The 17,278-nt window shown below is 42.5% G+C and carries 12 protein-coding genes and 1 pseudogene; 12 read left to right on the top strand and 1 reads right to left on the bottom strand.

The window, feature by feature from the left end:
• Positions 1 to 14 precede the first annotated feature (14 nt).
• The 9 genes and pseudogenes from grdA to PGP85_RS07725 all read left to right on the top strand — a co-directional run bounded on the left by grdA (position 15) and on the right by PGP85_RS07725 (position 9,640).
• Positions 15 to 479, top strand: a complete 465-nt coding sequence (gene grdA, locus PGP85_RS07765) for a glycine/sarcosine/betaine reductase complex selenoprotein A (RefSeq protein ID WP_408639893.1) — start codon at positions 15 to 17, stop codon at positions 477 to 479.
• 82 nt (positions 480 to 561) lie between these two features.
• On the top strand, positions 562 to 2,097 hold the full coding sequence (gene grdC, locus PGP85_RS07760) for a glycine/sarcosine/betaine reductase complex component C subunit beta (RefSeq protein WP_270326926.1): 1,536 nt from the start codon (positions 562 to 564) through the stop codon (positions 2,095 to 2,097).
• A gap of 4 nt (positions 2,098 to 2,101) precedes the next feature.
• A complete protein-coding gene (grdD, locus tag PGP85_RS07755; protein WP_270326925.1) occupies positions 2,102 to 3,259 on the top strand; it encodes a glycine/sarcosine/betaine reductase complex component C subunit alpha in 1,158 nt (385 codons plus the stop codon).
• A gap of 65 nt (positions 3,260 to 3,324) precedes the next feature.
• Positions 3,325 to 4,650, top strand: coding sequence for a glycine/sarcosine/betaine reductase component B subunit (locus tag PGP85_RS07750; protein WP_270326924.1), 1,326 nt, complete (start codon positions 3,325 to 3,327; stop codon positions 4,648 to 4,650).
• A gap of 91 nt (positions 4,651 to 4,741) precedes the next feature.
• Positions 4,742 to 6,028: pseudogene (locus PGP85_RS07745) on the top strand (glycine/betaine/sarcosine/D-proline family reductase selenoprotein B).
• Positions 6,029 to 6,095: 67 nt separating this feature from the next.
• On the top strand, positions 6,096 to 7,586 hold the full coding sequence (locus PGP85_RS07740) for a BCCT family transporter (protein WP_010741706.1): 1,491 nt from the start codon (positions 6,096 to 6,098) through the stop codon (positions 7,584 to 7,586).
• A gap of 182 nt (positions 7,587 to 7,768) precedes the next feature.
• Complete coding sequence (locus PGP85_RS07735) at positions 7,769 to 8,467, top strand: GntR family transcriptional regulator (protein WP_270326922.1); 699 nt, start codon at positions 7,769 to 7,771, stop codon at positions 8,465 to 8,467.
• Between the two features lie 40 nt (positions 8,468 to 8,507).
• Positions 8,508 to 9,065, top strand: a complete 558-nt coding sequence (locus PGP85_RS07730; RefSeq protein ID WP_010741708.1) for a DUF3841 domain-containing protein — start codon at positions 8,508 to 8,510, stop codon at positions 9,063 to 9,065.
• A complete protein-coding gene (locus PGP85_RS07725; protein ID WP_270326920.1) occupies positions 9,041 to 9,640 on the top strand; it encodes a DUF3841 domain-containing protein in 600 nt (199 codons plus the stop codon). The genes PGP85_RS07730 and PGP85_RS07725 overlap by 25 nt, the downstream gene beginning before the upstream one ends.
• 46 nt (positions 9,641 to 9,686) lie before the next feature.
• On the opposite strand, the gene abc-f is transcribed toward PGP85_RS07725, so the two are convergent.
• Positions 9,687 to 11,180 (bottom strand): ribosomal protection-like ABC-F family protein, encoded by a 1,494-nt coding sequence (abc-f, locus tag PGP85_RS07720; protein ID WP_270326917.1) that lies wholly within the window; start codon positions 11,178 to 11,180, stop codon positions 9,687 to 9,689.
• A 561-nt stretch (positions 11,181 to 11,741) separates the two neighbouring features.
• Here abc-f and PGP85_RS07715 point away from each other — a divergent pair.
• The 3 genes from PGP85_RS07715 (at position 11,742) to ppdK (ending at position 16,703) form a co-directional block, all read left to right on the top strand.
• A complete protein-coding gene (locus tag PGP85_RS07715) occupies positions 11,742 to 13,490 on the top strand; it encodes a glycoside hydrolase family 13 protein (RefSeq protein ID WP_270326916.1) in 1,749 nt (582 codons plus the stop codon).
• Positions 13,491 to 13,570: 80 nt separating this feature from the next.
• A complete protein-coding gene (locus PGP85_RS07710; protein ID WP_270326914.1) occupies positions 13,571 to 13,942 on the top strand; it encodes a DUF1304 domain-containing protein in 372 nt (123 codons plus the stop codon).
• Between the two features lie 145 nt (positions 13,943 to 14,087).
• Positions 14,088 to 16,703: a pyruvate, phosphate dikinase gene (gene ppdK / locus PGP85_RS07705; RefSeq protein ID WP_270326912.1), complete on the top strand. Its 2,616-nt coding sequence runs from the start codon at positions 14,088 to 14,090 to the stop codon at positions 16,701 to 16,703.
• Positions 16,704 to 17,278: the final 575 nt, after the last annotated feature.

Raw genomic sequence — 17,278 nt, 5'->3', positions numbered from 1 at the left:
AAGGAGGAATCATTATGTTGCTGAAAGACAAAAAAGTTATCATCCTCGGCGACAGAGACGGCGTTCCCGGGCAAGCCATTGAAGAATGTGTGAAACCACTAGGCGCAGATGTAGTATTCTCATCCACAGAATGCTTTGTCTGAACGGCCGCGGGCGCAATGGATCTGGAAAATCAAAAGAGGGTCAAAGAGTTTACAGAGGAATTCGGTGCTGAGAATATTGTTGTTGTTCTTGGCGCGGCGGAAGGTGAAGCTGCTGGGTTAGCAGCTGAAACTGTAACTTTGGGTGATCCTACGTATGCCGGTCCATTAGCGGGAGTCCAGTTAGGACTTGACGTATATCATATCGTTGAACCAGAAATGAAAGAAGCGATCGACTCTGAACTGTACGAGGAACAAGTTGGAATGATGGGAATGGTCTTAGATGTTGACGATATTGTCGACGAAATGGCTTCAATTCGAAGTCAAATAAGTGAATAAGTTTTGCGTGCAGTTCTTTTATGATACTGGACGATGACTTGTTCAGTATCATTCCAAAATTTTGATCAGAAAGGATGTTCCTATGTATAGCGTATTGAAAGGGTCGAGCTATTATCTGGCACATACTCCAGATATGGTCGTTCATAATGGCACTACTCAAACACTTCAAAGAAAAATTGATCCTGATTCAGAATACTTAAAAGAAATAAGCAACCACTTGCGCGATTACGAAACCTGCGTGTCCTATCCGCCGAATCAAGTTTATATCGGGAACATGACTCCAGAAGAGCTCGAAAAAATCGAAACTCCTTGGTATGACAAACAGGCTGAGGACAAACGACAAGGGAAATTTGGAGAAATCATGCCAGAGGATGAGTTTATCGGCATGCTGAAATACGTTGATGTTTTTGATTTGGTCAAATTGAATGATGAATTTAGTAAACAGGTAAAAAATAAATTAGATAAACATCCATTATTGGAGGAGAAAATTTTAGCAAAGCTCGCAGAGGAAGTTTCTTCTGATGAGATCTTAGGTTTTATCGAAAATGAGAAGGCAGAACCGATCCGCTTTAATGACGAGATCGTTGGTTGTGTAAAAGCCGCTCACAATTTGGATGATACCTTATTTGCGCATGTCATTTTTGAAAATCTTGTTTCAAAGGCCTCTTGTACGATTGCGATTTTACACTTGCTTCAACAAACAGGCATCGATAAAAACGAAATTGAATATGTCTTGGAATGTTCAGAGGAAGCCTGTGGCGATATGAATCAACGCGGCGGCGGGAACTTTGCAAAGGCGGCAGCAGAAATGGCTGGATTGGAAAACGCGACAGGCAGCGATGTTCGCGGTTTTTGTGCTGGACCAACGCATGCTCTGATTCAAGCAGCTTCATTAGTAAAATCTGGTGTTTTCAAAAATGTGATCGTTGCGGCTGGCGGATCGACTGCAAAATTAGGCATGAATGGCAAGGACCATTTGAACAAAGGACTGCCGATTCTAGAAGACTGCGTCGCAAGTTTCGCGGTATTGATTTCTGAAAATGATGGGATTAGTCCAGAATTAAATACCGATATTGTCGGACGTCATACCGTTGGCACAGGGGCCTCGCCGCAAAAAGTGATTTCTTCTTTAACGAGTATTCCTTTAGAAAAAGCGGGTCTCAAATTAACCGATGTCGATAAATACTCTGTTGAGATGCAAAATCCAGATATTACAAAACCGGCGGGAGCAGGCAATGTTCCGGAAGCAAATTATAAAATGATCGGCGCATTGGCAGTGATGAAAGGTCAAATCCAAAAAGCCGAATTGGCCGATTTCGTGAAGCAGCACGGCATGGTGGGCTGGGCACCGACTCAAGGTCATATTCCTTCTGGGATTCCTTATCTAGGCTTTGCTCGCGAGAATATTTTGGCTGGTGAACTCAATCGGACGATGTTTGTCGGAAAAGGCAGCCTTTTCTTAGGGCGGATGACGAACTTATTTGATGGGATTTCCTTTATGATGCAAAAAAATAGCGGAGAACCAGAAGCGGCTGTTTCTGAAGAACAAATTAAGCAGTTGATTGCGGAATCTTTACGCGATTTCGCGAGCCATCTTGTTGGAAAGCTTGAGGAATAAACTTATGGCTGGAAAAGATACGAAACAAATAATTGCTGAGGTATTTCAGGAACTTGCGGATACATTGGAAACCGGACGGAGTGTTTCGTCAACAGTGGCATTGACTGCTTTGGGGAGTGAGCATGACGAAGCAGAGCTGATTGATGCGGCGAAAATGGCGGCGGATAAAGGAATTTCTGTGAAAGTCATTGGGACTAAGGAAATTGATTATTCAGGCATCGAAAGTATCTTAGTTTCAGATACAGATGAAGCACAAAAAGAGCTGGAGAAGGTTTTGTCTGAAGGAACGGCGGATGCCGGTGTGACAATGCATTACCCGTTTCCCATCGGTATTTCTACTGTTGGTCGAGTCATCACGCCAGCAAAAGGCAAGCATATGTATCTTGCGACAACGACAGGTACTTCTGCGTTAACACGCGTTGAAGCTTTAGTGTTGAATGCCTTGTATGGCATTATCACAGCGAAAGCCTGCGGTATTGCGGAGCCAACTATCGGCTTATTGAATATTGACGGTGCGCGCCAAGCGGAGATTATTCTAAAAAAATTGATGGATAATGGGTATCCGATCCACTTTGCAAAATCCAACCGCAGCGACGGCGGAGCAGTCATGCGAGGCAATGATGTTCTGGCAGGAACGTGCGACGTCATGGTGATGGATTCCTTAACGGGGAATATTTTGCAGAAAGTCTTTTCTTCCTATAGTACTGGAGGAAATTATGAATCTTTAGGCTTCGGTTATGGTCCAGGCGTCGGCGAAGGAATGGACAAATTAATTATGATTGTTTCTCGTGCGTCGGGAGCCCCCGTTGTCTGTGGGGCCATCGAATTCGCGGATGAGCTGGTTCGTGGCGACTTCAAGCAAGTTCAAAAAAACGAATTTACAAGATTGAAGCAGGCATCTTTAGAAACCTTACTAAAAGAAGCGCAGCCAAAGAAAGAGGCCATTCAAGAGGAAGTAGCTGCACCAGATAAAGAAATTGTTACTGAAGAAATACATGGCGTTGAAATTTTGGATTTAGAAGATGCCGTGCAGCATTTATGGCAGAAAAATATTTACGCTGAGAGCGGTATGGGATGCACCGGTCCAGTGGTGATGATTGCAGAAAAGAGAGTATCGGAGGCAAAGGCTGTTTTGGCTGACGCCGGCTATATTGGCGGCTGATCAATCAACTGTTGCAAAGATAGTTCAGTTAAAAATTAGTCCCAAAATGAGAAAGGAGTAAGCAAATGAAATTAGACATCGCAAATTTTCATGTTAAAGATATTCAGTTCGGTGAGAAAACAGAGTATGCCGAGGGTATCTTAACGATAAATAAAAAAGAGGCGCTAGCTGTTGTTTTTGAAGATGAACACATTACCGAAGCAGAACTGCATATTGTCAAACCTGGGGATGAAGTCCGAATGGTTCCAGTCAAAGAAGCCGTTGAACCGCGTTATCGGGTTGGGGGCGGCCCGGTATTTCCTGGTGTAACTGGAAAATTAATGCAAGCGGGCGACGGAGTGACTCATGCTTTAAAAGATATGAGTGTCTTAGTTGTCGGTCAGCATTACGGTGGGTTCCAAGACGGATTGATCGATATGAGCGGAGAAGGTGCGAAGTATACGTATTACTCGCAGCTTAAAAATGTTGTTTTGGTTGCTCATACCGATGAAGCCTTCGAATACCACGAGCAGCAAAAGAAAAATCATGCCTTGCGTTGGGCAGGTATGCGTTTAGCAGAATATATCGGCGCTTGCACAAAAGGATTGAAATCAGATGAGGTGGAGACCTATGAGCTGGCACCAGTTACTAAACGGGATGAAGCCGTGAATCAATTACCAAGTGTAGTCTTTGTGCTGCAGCTGCAATCACAAATGGAGGAAGATGGCTACAATGATTTGAATTATGGCTGGAATTGCAATTCGATGCTGCCGACCTTTATGCATCCAAATGAGGTGTTGGACGGTGCAATGATTTCTGGTTCCTTCATGCCTTGTTCCTCAAAATGGTCGACCTATGATTTTCAAAACTTCCCAATGATTAAACGATTGTATGAAGAACACGGGAAAACGATCAATTTCTTAGGCATAATCATGTCGAATCTGAACGTGGCTTTGGAACAAAAAGAACGGGCAGCTATATTTGTCGCTCAAATGGCGAAAAGCCTAGGCGCTGATAGCGCGGTGGTAGCCGAAGAAGGCTATGGGAATCCAGATGCTGATTTTACTGCTTGTTATGTGGCGTTAGAAGATGCGGGTGTTAAAACGGTTGGACTTACCAATGAATGTACAGGGCGGGATGGCGCCAGCCAGCCGTTAGTATCAATGGACGAAAAATGTGACGCGATCGTTTCGGCAGGGAATGTTTCTACTTTGATTGAATTGCCGCCGATGAAAACAGTGTTGGGAGAATTAGAAGCTTTAGCCCGTGACGGACTTTCAGGCGGCTGGTCAAATGACGAAATTCTAGGCTCCTCGGTCAAATCAGATGGGTCAATCATTATGGAAAACAACGCGATGTTCTGCGGAGATCAAGTAGTCGGCTGGTCAACGAAAACGATGGTTGAGTTCTAATTCGACTTGCGGCTTATTATTTCAAGAACTGTTTAACAGCAGACACGATCTTTTTCCAAAATAGATCTCAGTAGTATGAATTAGGAGGGAAATTATGAAAGCGATTTTATACATTAATCAGTTTTTCGGCCAGATTGGCGGAGAAGAATTCGCTGGTCATGAACCGGAAATCAGAGAAGGAATTGTTGGCCCGGGCATGGCCTATGCCAAAGCCCTGAAGGATGAAATTGAAATCACTCATACCGTTATTTGCGGAGACAATTTCATGGGTTCAGAAACAGAAGAGGCAATTGAACGTATCTTAGGATTTTTAGATGACAAAGAGTTTGATATTTTCTTTGCAGGTCCAGCGTTTCGAGCAGGCCGCTATGGGGTTTGCCTGCGGTCATATTTGTTCGGCGGTTCAAAAGAAATTTGGCGTACCAGCAATCACCTCAATGAATGAAGAAAATCCCGGTGTAGAAATGTATCGCAAGGAAATGTACATTTTTGAAGGTGGAGCCAGCGCTGCGGCGATGCGTAAAGATGTGGCGAAAATGTCGGCTTTTGCTTTGCGTTTATTGTATGATGAAAAACTAAATTCAGCGGCGGAAGAAGGGTATTTTGGCCGTGGTGTTCGTGATCAAGTTTGGTTGAACCCGCCAGTTCCTGCGACCGATCGTGTGATCGACATGCTGCTGAAGAAAGTAAATGGCGAAGAATACCAATCCGAATTGATTATTCCTAAATCCGAGCGAGCACCGATCGCGCCAGCTATCCCGGCGGAAGAATTAGCGAAAATCAAAGTAGCGCTTGTCACTTCTGGCGGAATCGTACCGGTCGGCAACCCTGATCGAATTCAATCGGCTTCGGCAACCAAATGGGGAAAATACAATGTAGACTCAATGGACGAGTTGAAAAAGGGTGAGTTTATGACGATCCCAATGTCGTTTTACCATTAGATGTGATGAAAGAGTTCGCTAAAGAAGGAAAAATCGGCGGTGTTTATCCTTACTTCTATGCGACGGTTGGGACTGGAACAACGCAGGCGGAAGCAAGCCGGATGGGGCAAGAAATTGCACAGGAATTAATTGATGATGGCGTTAAGGCCGTTATTCTCACCTCCACCTGAGGAACCTGTACTCGTTGCGGTGCAACGATGACCAGAGAAATCGAAAAAGCGGGAATTACAATTGTTCAAATGGCCAACTTGATTCCAGTTGCTCGGACAGTAGGTGTCAATCGGATCGTACCCACGATCTCGATTCCATATCCGTTGGGAGACCCAGCAACACCGAAAGAAGTTCAGCACAAGCTGCGCTACCATCGTGTGGGTGTTGCTCTAGACGCGTTATCGACTGAAATTGAAGAACCTCGACTCTTTGAAGTGAAAGTTTAGTAAGTGAATGACGAGTCGCAGAAATGCGGCTCGTCCGATAAAAAAACTTTGAGGAGGAGGCGTTAAAATGAAAAAAAATATAGTATTTTATGTATCTCTTTTGATCACCGCCGTAATTGTACTTGTCGGTTTAGTCGCACCTAAGCCATTTGCGCAGGCGATGAATGGAACAAAGGCCTTCTTGGTAGATACTTTTGGTTGGTTTTATTTAATTGCTATGTTTGTTTTTGTCATTTTCTCGTTGCTGATCGCTTTTAGCCGCTTTGGAAAAATAAAACTTGGTCCTGATGATTCTGTTCCTGAATACAGCAATCGTTCTTGGTTCGCGATGCTGTTTGGTGCCGGTATGGGGATTGGCCTAGTTTTTTGGGGTGTTGCTGAACCGTTGAACCACTTTGCTACGTTTGGCGGAACGGAAAAAGCAGCCGATCTAGCGATGCAAAAATCCTTTTTACATTGGGGCTTTCATCCGTGGGCGGCCTATTCGATTATCGGAATGGCGCTGGCTTATTTTCAGTTTAGGAAGAAGACACCGGGGTTGATCAGCAGTATTTTTTTACCGATCCTAGGTGAAGAGGGTGTTCGCGGTCCGATCGGTAAAATTATAGATATTTGCGCGGTCTTTGCGACAGTTGCTGGAATCGCGACGTCACTTGGTCAAGGAACGCTGCAAATCAACTCGGGATTGAACTACCTGTTTGACATTCCAACAACCCGACTCGTTCAGATAGTGATTATTGTTTCCTTGACGGTCGTGTATACATGGACCGCGGTTAGCGGAATCGATAAAGGAATTAAACTTTTGTCAGATATCAATTTATTCTTGGCGGTGGCGATTCTTTTAGGGGCTTTTCTAATCGGACCCAAAATCATGTCCTTGAATATTTTTACAAATTCTTTTGGCGGATACATCAATAACCTAGTATCAGAAAGCTTTTCGATTAATCCATTTGGGGACAATGCGTGGTTAGGTTCGTGGACTATTTTTTACTGGTCATGGTGGATCGCTTGGGGACCGTTTGTTGGAACCTTTATTGCTAGAATATCTAAAGGAAGGACGATTAAGGAATTTGTTTTGGGAGTAATCATTGCTCCTTCGATGGTCTCGTTTATCTGGTTCTCAATCTTTGGCAGCTTAGGACTTAATTTGGATATTGAGATTATTAACAAAGCGAAGGCAGTAACAGAGACGGCACTTTTTGTTGTTTTAGCCGAATATCCGCTGGGAATGTTCTTTTCGATCATTGCTATTTGTCTCCTGTGTACTTTTTTTATTACTTCCGCCAATTCGGGTATTTTTGTTCTGTCGATGTTTTCATCGGAAGGCGACTTGAATCCCGGCAACGATAAAAAAATTCTATGGGGAGTTATTCAAGCGCTGCTGGCATTAGTTTTATTGATGACGGGCGGTTTGGATGCGTTGCAAACTTGTTCGATTGTTGCAGCCCTGCCATTGACGGTGATTATGCTGCTGTGCGCGGTGTGTTTATTCAAAGCATTGCTGCAGGAGAAACCCAAACCAGAGGAGTTATCGAAGTCCGCTGAACTGGAAAAGTAATCAGACAGTGAATAATCATGTGAATGAAAACACAATTTAGATAGGGAGTATCAGTAGATAAAGTCGAAGGAAGTGCGCGTATTTATAATGGTCAAAAGGATCAGACACCGAACGCCATGAGACTTAGTAAAGGCTTTCTGATATAATTAATGGGATATATCGGAAGGGATGCTGATTTATTTATGGATATTATGCCTAGATACGAAAAACAAAGTTTAAGCGATATGGTTGTGTCGTATGTTAAAAATAGAATCTTGTCAGGAACGCTAAAGGGCGGCGACCGATTAATTGAAACAGATATCTCAAATAATTTTAATATTAGCCGAGCACCTGTCAGGGAAGCGATGCGTATTTTGAACGAACAAGGATTGATTACATTTTCTCCTCGTAAAGGAAACCATGTGATTGAAATGGAACCTCCTGAAATAATGGAAGTCTTTGAAATACGAACGTCACTTGAAACACAAATTTTGCGAAAAATTTTGCGGAATCAATTGCTCAAAGAGGAAGATTTCGATCAGCTGACGAAAATTGCGTTAGAAATGAAAGACGGGGAACAGCGTTGTCGAAATGAAGAGGACAAGGTCTTTTTGCTAAACACATTAGATATTTCTTTTCATAAATATCTTTGGCAATTATCAGGCAGTGTGCGACGGGCCCAAATACTAGAGAGCTTGTTTTATCAATTGCTTATTGCCATGAACGAAGATTTGTCATCGTTGGGAATTCTGGAAAAGAAATCAGATGAGCATTTGGCTTTTGTTGACGTTTTACGGAAAAATGAACTTCCTTCGGTTGTTCGCGCGTTTCATGGGCATATTCAAAATTATGTCAGAGCCACCTTGCCGGAAGAAGAAAAGTCTTTTTGTTTGGATTGTTAAGAGGAAGAACTCTTTTGCTTATTTCTGATTTGGAGGAAATATGACAAATAAAATAAAGGTTTGGACGAAGCAGCATGCAGATATTTTGAACGTATTGAATCAGACAGGGCGGTATATTGCAAAAAAAGAGTATATTGAGCAAAAAATGGAGGATCATACAAGCCTTTATTTGGGTGTCTATGATTGGTATTTTCATGCGGCCTCAAAGCTGGTTCAACCGCCGGCGGACGTGAAGTATCCGATTTGGGTCTCGCTCTCTCAAGAAGAGAGTATTCAAAATAGCGAAGGCAATGCGATCTTGGAAATTGAACTTGAGCAGGACCAATTGATTATCGTGGATCTGCTGAAATGGGGCAATATTGTTAATTATTTGTACATTCCTAAGGATCTGGAGGATCAAAAGGCTCATAGTGAACTCTTAGAGCAATATGGCATCGATGATTGCACGGCTTTTATGACACCGTTTTATCCTAATATCAAACGAAAAATCGAAAAAAGCCGTGAACGTCTTTTTGATGATTCCAGTGTATTGGGAGAAATGAAAGTTGGGACGATATGGGAGATTCGCAAAGAATGGATTACAGAGATCACCAGGTAACGCTGTTTACTTCTCAGAGCCAAGTGGTTGTTGATAAAATTGTTGAGACAGGAAGATACACGGTCAAGAACGAATTCATCAGCAAGAAATATGGTGAAACTTCGCAAGTTTTTTTGCAGGCCTATGGCTGGTATCGTCAAAACGCCTCGCAAATCGTTGAACGGCCCGCGGATGGAGACTCAGCAATTTGGTCATTTCTAAATGTAAACTATCTCGATTACTCAGCAGATTCGAAAATTATCAAACTGCATGTTCCAATCGAGCAGATTGTGTTCTTTCGAATGTCTGATTGGAATAAAATTTTGAATTTACGTTTGCTGGGAACGCCTGAAGAGGAAGCAGAGTATTATGAACGACTAAAAAAATTCAATGTTGCTTATGAAGGCGATGTTTATACAACTGGGTTGTATCCGCATTTGAAAACAGAGCTGGTTCGAAGCTGGCAAAAACTTTTTCAATATGATCACATGATCAAAGAGACCAAAAATTTGCCTTTTGACGATATTCAAGGGGGAATTTGGGAAATTCGAAACAGCTGGGTCGAGTCATTTACGGATTGGGGAATTGAGCAGTGAGTCGAAAAATAAAATGCACCGTCCAATTTTTTTGGACGGTGCATTTCTATTTTTTCAAGGCAATTTGCTGCGCGCCGATATTTTTCAAAAAGGTTTGATCGTGTTCGACGATCAACATCGTAGGTTGCTTTTGCAATAAAAGATCCTCCAATTGCTTTTGATTGAAGACATCCAGATAATTTAACGGTTCATCCCAAATATAAAGTTCCGCTTCCTGCGCCAATGATTTCGCCAGCTCAACCTTTTTCCGCTGCCCCATACTCATTTCCTCGATTTGGTTTTGAAACACGTTGCGTTCCATTCCCAGTTTTCGGAGGTTGTTCAGAAAAGCAGAATAGTCTAATTGATTGGCTTCAGCGAAATCCTGCCGCGTCCCGCGATTGTTTTCGTAGTTTTGTCTTACGTAACTAATTTTGACATTCGGTCGAAGAAGTTCACCGCTGGCTTGGCCCGCAAAAGTTCCTAATAAATAATGCAAGACGCTGGATTTCCCAATCCCGTTTGGTCCTGTGAGCGCTACGATCGTTCCTCGCTGTACTTCAAAGGATAGCGGGGCGAAAAGAGCCTCTTGTTCTTTGTAGTGCAAGGACAAATTTTCCATTTTTAACAGTTGCGCGTGACGGCTGGGATGATAGCTCATCGTTAATCGATCGACATCCTCCAAATCTTTCAAAAGTCCTTCTTTTACTTCGATTTGATCATACATCCGCTGCTCTATATTTTTCGAACGTTTCATCGTGCGTGCAGCCCGCGCACCGATGAAGCCAGTATCAAAGATTCCGCCGCTGCCTTTTTCTGACGGCTTGCCGTATTTTTCAGTCTCGCGAGAACGGGACCACTCTGCTTTTTCAGCGGCGGTTCTTTTCAGACGGCTAACTTCTTTTTTGATTTTTCGATTTTGGGCTAATTCAAATTCATCCCGCAATTCTTTTTGTTCTTCATACGTAGCAAAATTTCCTTGATACAAAACTAGCTGGCTTTTTTCGATGGCCAGTGTATGATCGGTGACTTGATTCAAAAATTGCCGATCGTGGCTAACGACGATGAAGCCATCTTTGTGCTGCAAATAATTTGCCACGTGCTGCCGACCTTGTAAATCTAAATGATTGGTCGGTTCATCGATCAACGGGAAGAAGTTTTCCTGCGTAAAAAGCAATGCTAATAGAACTTTTGTTTGTTCGCCGCCAGAAAGTGTCTGGTACGGTTGCCATAGCACTTGCGGATCTAACTGGATCAAATTCATTTCTCGTTCTAGTTCCCATAATTCGAAATCAGCGACTTCCAGCAACGCATAATAGGTGAGTTGATCCTGCTCGCTGATTGTCGCTGGAAAATAAACTGGCCGTAAAGGAAATTGAATTTCTCCTTGATAGGCGTATTTTCCTAACAATAGTTGCAGCAGCGTTGTTTTGCCGCGGCCGTTCCGACCGACCAACCCCAGCTTCCAGCTGCTGTCGATGGTCAAATTAGCATCCTCAAATAATAATTCGACTTGTTTATCAAACCCGAAGGTCAAATGTGTAATTTTAATTGTAGACATAAAAATTCCCCCTTTGTTTCACGCTGGAAACAAAAAAATCCCAACCAATTTTCAGGATGGGATCAGGAAGCGATCGACTTTTTACTAACGAGTGATAAGCAGGCAGATCATGCTGCAAAACGGCTTGTTCACTAGTTTTGCAATTCATGCTCGACAAACTGCGAAAAGCATAAACGACAAAAAAAGACCATCCCTTGAAAACCTAAGCCAATCCTGAAAATTTGCCCACTAACCCTATCAACATAAGTTAATTTAAGACTAGTTTGCAACTTCCAACATTCGCTTAGTTTTTCAATGGCATGATCCCTCGTTTCTCTAATAGATGCATTTATTAAAACAGATTATTCTGGCTTTGTCAAAAAAAATACGGACGCAGCCGCTTCCCCAAACATGCTACGCCCTGGAGTGATCCTCGATAAACGAGGCGAAGAAAATTTTTTTCTTCTATTATTATAGTAGCATATTTTGAAGAAAAATTTGTGTTTGAACACTTGGCTAAGGTCTAAGTGGAGAGAGGAAGAAGATATTTGGTACAATGGAAGCAGAAATGGAGGTGGAGGGATGAATTATGCAGGAATTTATCATCGTCCCGAGAGTGAATTTGCGTTTCTTTATACAAAAGATTTGATGCGGATTCGCTTGCAGACAGCACGCAATGAAATAAAGTCCGTTGGGTTGATCAGCGGAGATTTCTATTTGTTTGCTGAGGAAAAATGGTATCAAGAGCAGCAGCCAATGAACAAAACCTACACGACCGATAACCTCGACTATTGGGAAATCGAAGTGACTGCGCCGCATCATCGCTTGGCGTACGCTTTTTGTATTACGGATTATTCGGGGAAACAAGTCTTTTATACCGATCAAGGGATTTTTGACTATGAAGAAAGTCGTTTGGAACGTGATTTTTTGTACTTTCGGATGCCTTACTTTCAAGAAATCGATCGTTTCAAAGTGCCGGATTGGGTCGCAAAAACAGTCTGGTATCAAGTTTTTCCAGAACGCTTTAACAATGGCGATCCCTCTAACGATCCAGATGACGTATTGGCATGGGGGAGTGAGAAACCGACCCGCGAGAATTTTTTTGGCGGCGATCTGCAAGGCGTTATTGATAAGTTAGATTATCTGGAAGATTTGGGCATAAACGGTCTTTATCTGTGTCCGATTTTTACGTCACCATCGAATCACAAGTACGACACGGTGGATTATTATGAAATCGATCCGCATTTCGGGGATAAGCAGACCTTCCGTGAGCTGGTCGAAAAGGCTCATGAACGCGGAATTCGTGTGATGCTGGATGCGGTCTTTAATCATTTAGGGGCGAGTTCCCATCAATGGCAGGATGTGATTTTGCAGGGGGAAGAATCGGCGTATGCCAATTGGTTCCATATAGACTCTTTTCCACCGCGATATACGGCAATTCCGGATTCGGAAAATGCGAAGAATTTGAATTACGATACCTTTAACTTCAATCCGCATATGCCGAAGCTGAATACTGCTAATCCAGAGGTACAAAAATATTTACTTGAGATCGCAACCTATTGGATTCGTGAATTTGATATTGACGGCTGGCGCTTAGATGTAGCCAATGAAGTCGATCATCATTTCTGGAAAGAGTTTCACGAAGCGGTCTTACAGCAAAAAGACGACCTCTATATCTTAGGCGAAATTTGGCATTCGTCACAGCGCTGGCTGCAGGGCGATGAATTTCATGCGGTAATGAACTATGCCTTTACCGATAGTATTAAAGCCTTTTTCGTGGAGCAGTCGATCTCAATCTCGCAAATGATTTTCGGAATGAATCGTCAGCAGCTGCTTTACCGCGATCAAACGAATGAAGTCAGCTTTAATTTGCTGGATTCTCACGATACGCCACGCATATTAACGTTGTGTTCAGGAAACAAAGACTTGATGAAGGCAGTGCTGACCTTTATGTTTATCCAAAAAGGAACCCCTTGTATTTATTATGGAACCGAGGTCGGCATGGAAGGGGAAATGGACCCAGATTGCCGCCGCTGCATGATTTGGGAAGATCAAGATGAGGAGCTCAAGCTCTTCTTCAAGCAATTGATCGCACTGCGGAAGCAGTTTTCTGAAGTCTTCAGCTATGGAACGATGATCTGGCATTACGATGACGATAAAAAGACGTTTTCGCTAACACGAACCTACAAAGAGAAGACATTAATTGCTACCTTTAATGAAGGGGAATCGTTTGAGGTCGAAAAAGCAGGGCGCCGTCTGTTTGGTCATAATTATCATGAGGGGGATGCATATCAGCTGCTGTCCCATGGATTTGTGATTGAAGAACGGTAGCAGCAAGTCGCTTTAATTGGAAAAAAATAGAAAAATGAATATAGTAGATAAATCAACCGTATAAATAAGGAGAATTATCTATGACAGGATTCATTTTACTATTATCAGGAATTATCGGTCTGCTGCATTTAGTGATCATGGGATTAGAAATGTTCGCATCGCCGGAAAAGCAGGCGAAAACATTTGATATGCCTCATGATTTTGTGACTCAGCCGAATGCGCAAATCGCGTTGAAAAATATGGGTATATATAATGGCAGCTTAGGTTTAGCGCTTCTGACCAGCTTGTTTTTATTTCAAGGAGACGTGAGATTGAAGGTTTTGCTGCTGTTTAATCTTTTTGTTGTGATCGTTGGATTGTACGGCGGGAAGACCGTCACTAAATCGATCTATCTAATTCAAGCATTACCGGCAATAATCACGGTACTTTTGATTTTCACTCAATTAGTCTAAAAAGAATCGACTAGGATAATCATCCTAGTCGATTCTTTTGCATATATGTGCGTTATATTTTTATATAAACATCTTATTGACTTTGTATAATCATCGTATTAAACTGTAGTCAGGTCAAATAAAACTTTTTTAAGAGGAGAAGCGCATGAATCGTTGGGTTTATTTATTTTCAGAAGGTTCAAAAGAACAAAAAGATTTACTAGGCGGGAAAGGTGCCAATCTTGCTGAAATGACAAAATTGGGTCTGCCAGTACCGACCGGATTCACGGTAACAACGGAAGCATGTTTATATTATTTAAATCATGGCAATCAATTGATCTCGGATATGAAGGATCAAGTGATGGATGCTGTTGAAAAATTATCCGCTAAAACGGGAAAGAAATTTGGCGATATGGAAAATCCATTATTGGTTTCCGTACGAAGCGGCTCCAAATTCTCAATGCCGGGGATGATGGATACGGTTTTAAATTTAGGATTGAATGATCAAACAGTTGCAGCCTTGGCAAGTAACAGTCAAAATGAACGGTTTGCCTATGATTGCTACCGTCGTTTGCTGCAGATGTTCGGAAATGTTGTGATGGGAATGGACAACAGTGATTTTGAAAATCGCATCACGGCACTAAAAAAAGTAAACGGTCTGTCTTTCGACAACGAATTGACCGCGGATCATTGGAAACAAATTGTAAGCGAGTACAAAGAGATTTATCGCAAAAAATTGCAGCGGGAATTTCCGCAAGATCCGATCGAACAATTATATTTAGCGATCGAAGCCGTCTTTGGCAGCTGGAATAACCAACGGGCGAAAACGTATCGCCGCCTGCATGATATCAGCGATGATTTAGGGACCGCAGTCAACATTCAAGAGATGGTCTTTGGAAACTTTGGTGATAGTTCTGGGACTGGGGTGGTCTTTTCACGCAATCCATCACTAGGCGATCCAGGATTATTCGGTGAATATTTAATCAACGCACAAGGAGAAGATGTGGTGGCGGGTGTTCGAACACCAAAACCGATCCAAGTATTGGCGGACGAATTGCCTGAACAGTTCCAACAATTAAAAAGCATCTGTGAAGATCTAGAGAAACATTATCAAGATATGCAGGATGTTGAGTTTACGATCGAACGAGAAAAATTGTTCATCTTGCAAACCCGCAGCGGCAAGCGGACATCGAAAGCGGCATTGACAATCCTGTTAGATTTCTATAAGGAAGGAATCATCAATGAAGCAGAATTGGTCAGCCGAATCGAGGCAAAGGATTTAGAAGCAGCATTGCATCCAAACTTTGACGAAGACGCGCTGAAAAATCGCGTATCCTTCTTATCTGGCTTGGCGGCTAGCCCGGGCGCTGCTACAGGAGCGGCTTACTTTACAGCCGAAGCAGCGACCGAGGCGAAAGCTCGCGGCGAAAGAGTGGTCTTGGTCCGCGAAGAAACATCACCAGAAGATATCGAGGGAATCGCAGTCAGTGAAGCGGTCATCACTAGCCGCGGCGGTATGACTTCACACGCGGCGGTAGTCGCCCGCGGAATGGGAATCTGTTCGGTTGTTGGCTGTGAACGATTGACCGTGCTGGAAGAAAATAAAGCAACAGTCGGGGAAGAAGTAATCGAAGAAGGAACGATTCTTTCCGTTGATGGAACGAGCGGCAAAATCTACTTTGGCAAAATTCCAATGGAAGAAGTGACCAATACAGTCGCTTTGGATGAACTGCACGTTATTTGGGATCGTCATGCCAAAATCAAAGTAAGAGCGAATGCTGAAACACCAAAAGATATTGCTACAGGGATGGCTTTAGGGGCTGTTGGTATCGGGTTGGCCCGGACAGAGCATATGTTCTTTGAAAAGAGCCGTCTGCTGCAATTCCGTCAATTAATTTTGGCTGATAGTTTAGACGAACGGCTGGAAGTTTTGAAAGACTTGAAACAGGTGCAAAAGCAAGACTTCAAATTCATGTATGAAGCCGCTGAAGGCAAGCCAACAACGATTCGCTTGTTGGATCCGCCGTTACATGAATTCTTGCCAAAAGGAGCCGATGAATGTCGCGAAGTTGCTAAGGAATTAGGCAAGACCTACAATGAAGTGAAGCGTAAAACAGACAATTTAGCAGAAGTTAACCCAATGTTGGGATTCCGCGGTTTGCGCCTAGGGGTTGCTTATCCAGAAATCTATCAAATGCAAGCGGAGGCGATCATTGAGGCGGCCTGCGAAGTAACGAAGGAAACAGGATTGGCCATTCAACCGGAGATCATGATTCCATTTACCATCGATGCACAGGAATTCGCTCGTGTCCGTTCATCGATCGAAGAAGCGATTCAAAGAAGTCTTAAGGAATACAAACAGGACCTTAGCTATCAAATCGGAACAATGATTGAGATTCCTAGAGCCTGCTTCGTTGCGGATGAAATTGCTCAGCATGCGGATTTCTTCAGCTTTGGAACCAACGATTTGACTCAGATGGCGTTAGGTCTGTCTCGTGATGACTCGCCGCGCATTATCAATCAATACATGGAAGCCGGAATTTTTGCGGACGATCCATTCCAAGTCTTGGATGAATCGGGTGTTGGGGCTTTAATGAAGCTGGCAATTGAACGGGGAAGACAAGTCAATCCGAAGCTGAAGATTGGAATTTGCGGTGAAGCAGCGGCTCATCCGAAGTCGATTGCCTTCCTAAATAACTTAGCGATCGACTATATCTCTTGCTCGCCGTTTAGAATCCCGCAGGCAAAAATGACTTTGGCTCAGGATGCGTTGAAAATATAAGAGGAAACACGGATAAAAAAACAAGTATATGAGTATTTAATTAAAAAACAGCATGAATTTGGAAAGAGATAGTCTTTTATGAGACTATCTTTTTTTTGTTATTAACAGGACAATTCAAAAATTTTAAATTAATGATAGATAACAAATAAATGAGAAAGAACACGCTTAAATGAATGAAATATAATTTGTAAACGGATTCAACCTTCGTTATACTTCTTATAGGCTTTAAATATGTCATGTCACTAAAAGATAGCGTCTTTTTTGATCAGCTTGAATAACAAGAGAATTTAAGTGAAAACTTTATTTTTAATGAAAATCAGCTTTTTTATATTAAATGATGGTTTTTTCACAATGACTTATGAATAAAAATACGGTATAATGCTAACTTGGGAGGTGAAACAAACTGCGGAATTAGGAATCATAGAATAACATTTTTGATTTTCATGAGCGGTCTTTTCCGTTGATTGTTTTGACGTATTACAACCTCAAAAGGGGCCGTGAATTCGTCTTTTTGAAAAAAGTTATTCTAAGCTGTCAAAATTTGAATACTATATTTAGACATGATCTTTCTAATG

This window comes from Enterococcus malodoratus (assembly GCF_027659535.1).
In the GTDB taxonomy this organism is placed as follows: domain Bacteria; phylum Bacillota; class Bacilli; order Lactobacillales; family Enterococcaceae; genus Enterococcus_A; species Enterococcus_A malodoratus.
Note: the sequence above shows the minus strand (reverse complement) of the source record. Positions and strands in the feature narration are given on the sequence as shown.

Bases quoted from the DNA above. Each gene is read 5' to 3' on its own strand.
- PGP85_RS07750 (WP_270326924.1), top strand. From the start codon at position 3,325: ATGAAATTAGACATCGCAAATTTTCATGTTAAAGATATTCAGTTCGGT.
- PGP85_RS07715 (WP_270326916.1), top strand. From the start codon at position 11,742: ATGAATTATGCAGGAATTTATCATCGTCCCGAGAGTGAATTTGCGTTT.
- grdD (WP_270326925.1), top strand. From the start codon at position 2,102: ATGGCTGGAAAAGATACGAAACAAATAATTGCTGAGGTATTTCAGGAA.
- abc-f (WP_270326917.1), bottom strand. From the start codon at position 11,180: ATGTCTACAATTAAAATTACACATTTGACCTTCGGGTTTGATAAACAA.
- PGP85_RS07710 (WP_270326914.1), top strand. From the start codon at position 13,571: ATGACAGGATTCATTTTACTATTATCAGGAATTATCGGTCTGCTGCAT.
- PGP85_RS07725 (WP_270326920.1), top strand. From the start codon at position 9,041: ATGGATTACAGAGATCACCAGGTAACGCTGTTTACTTCTCAGAGCCAA.
- ppdK (WP_270326912.1), top strand. From the start codon at position 14,088: ATGAATCGTTGGGTTTATTTATTTTCAGAAGGTTCAAAAGAACAAAAA.
- PGP85_RS07730 (WP_010741708.1), top strand. From the start codon at position 8,508: ATGACAAATAAAATAAAGGTTTGGACGAAGCAGCATGCAGATATTTTG.
- PGP85_RS07735 (WP_270326922.1), top strand. From the start codon at position 7,769: ATGGATATTATGCCTAGATACGAAAAACAAAGTTTAAGCGATATGGTT.
- grdC (WP_270326926.1), top strand. From the start codon at position 562: ATGTATAGCGTATTGAAAGGGTCGAGCTATTATCTGGCACATACTCCA.
- PGP85_RS07740 (WP_010741706.1), top strand. From the start codon at position 6,096: ATGAAAAAAAATATAGTATTTTATGTATCTCTTTTGATCACCGCCGTA.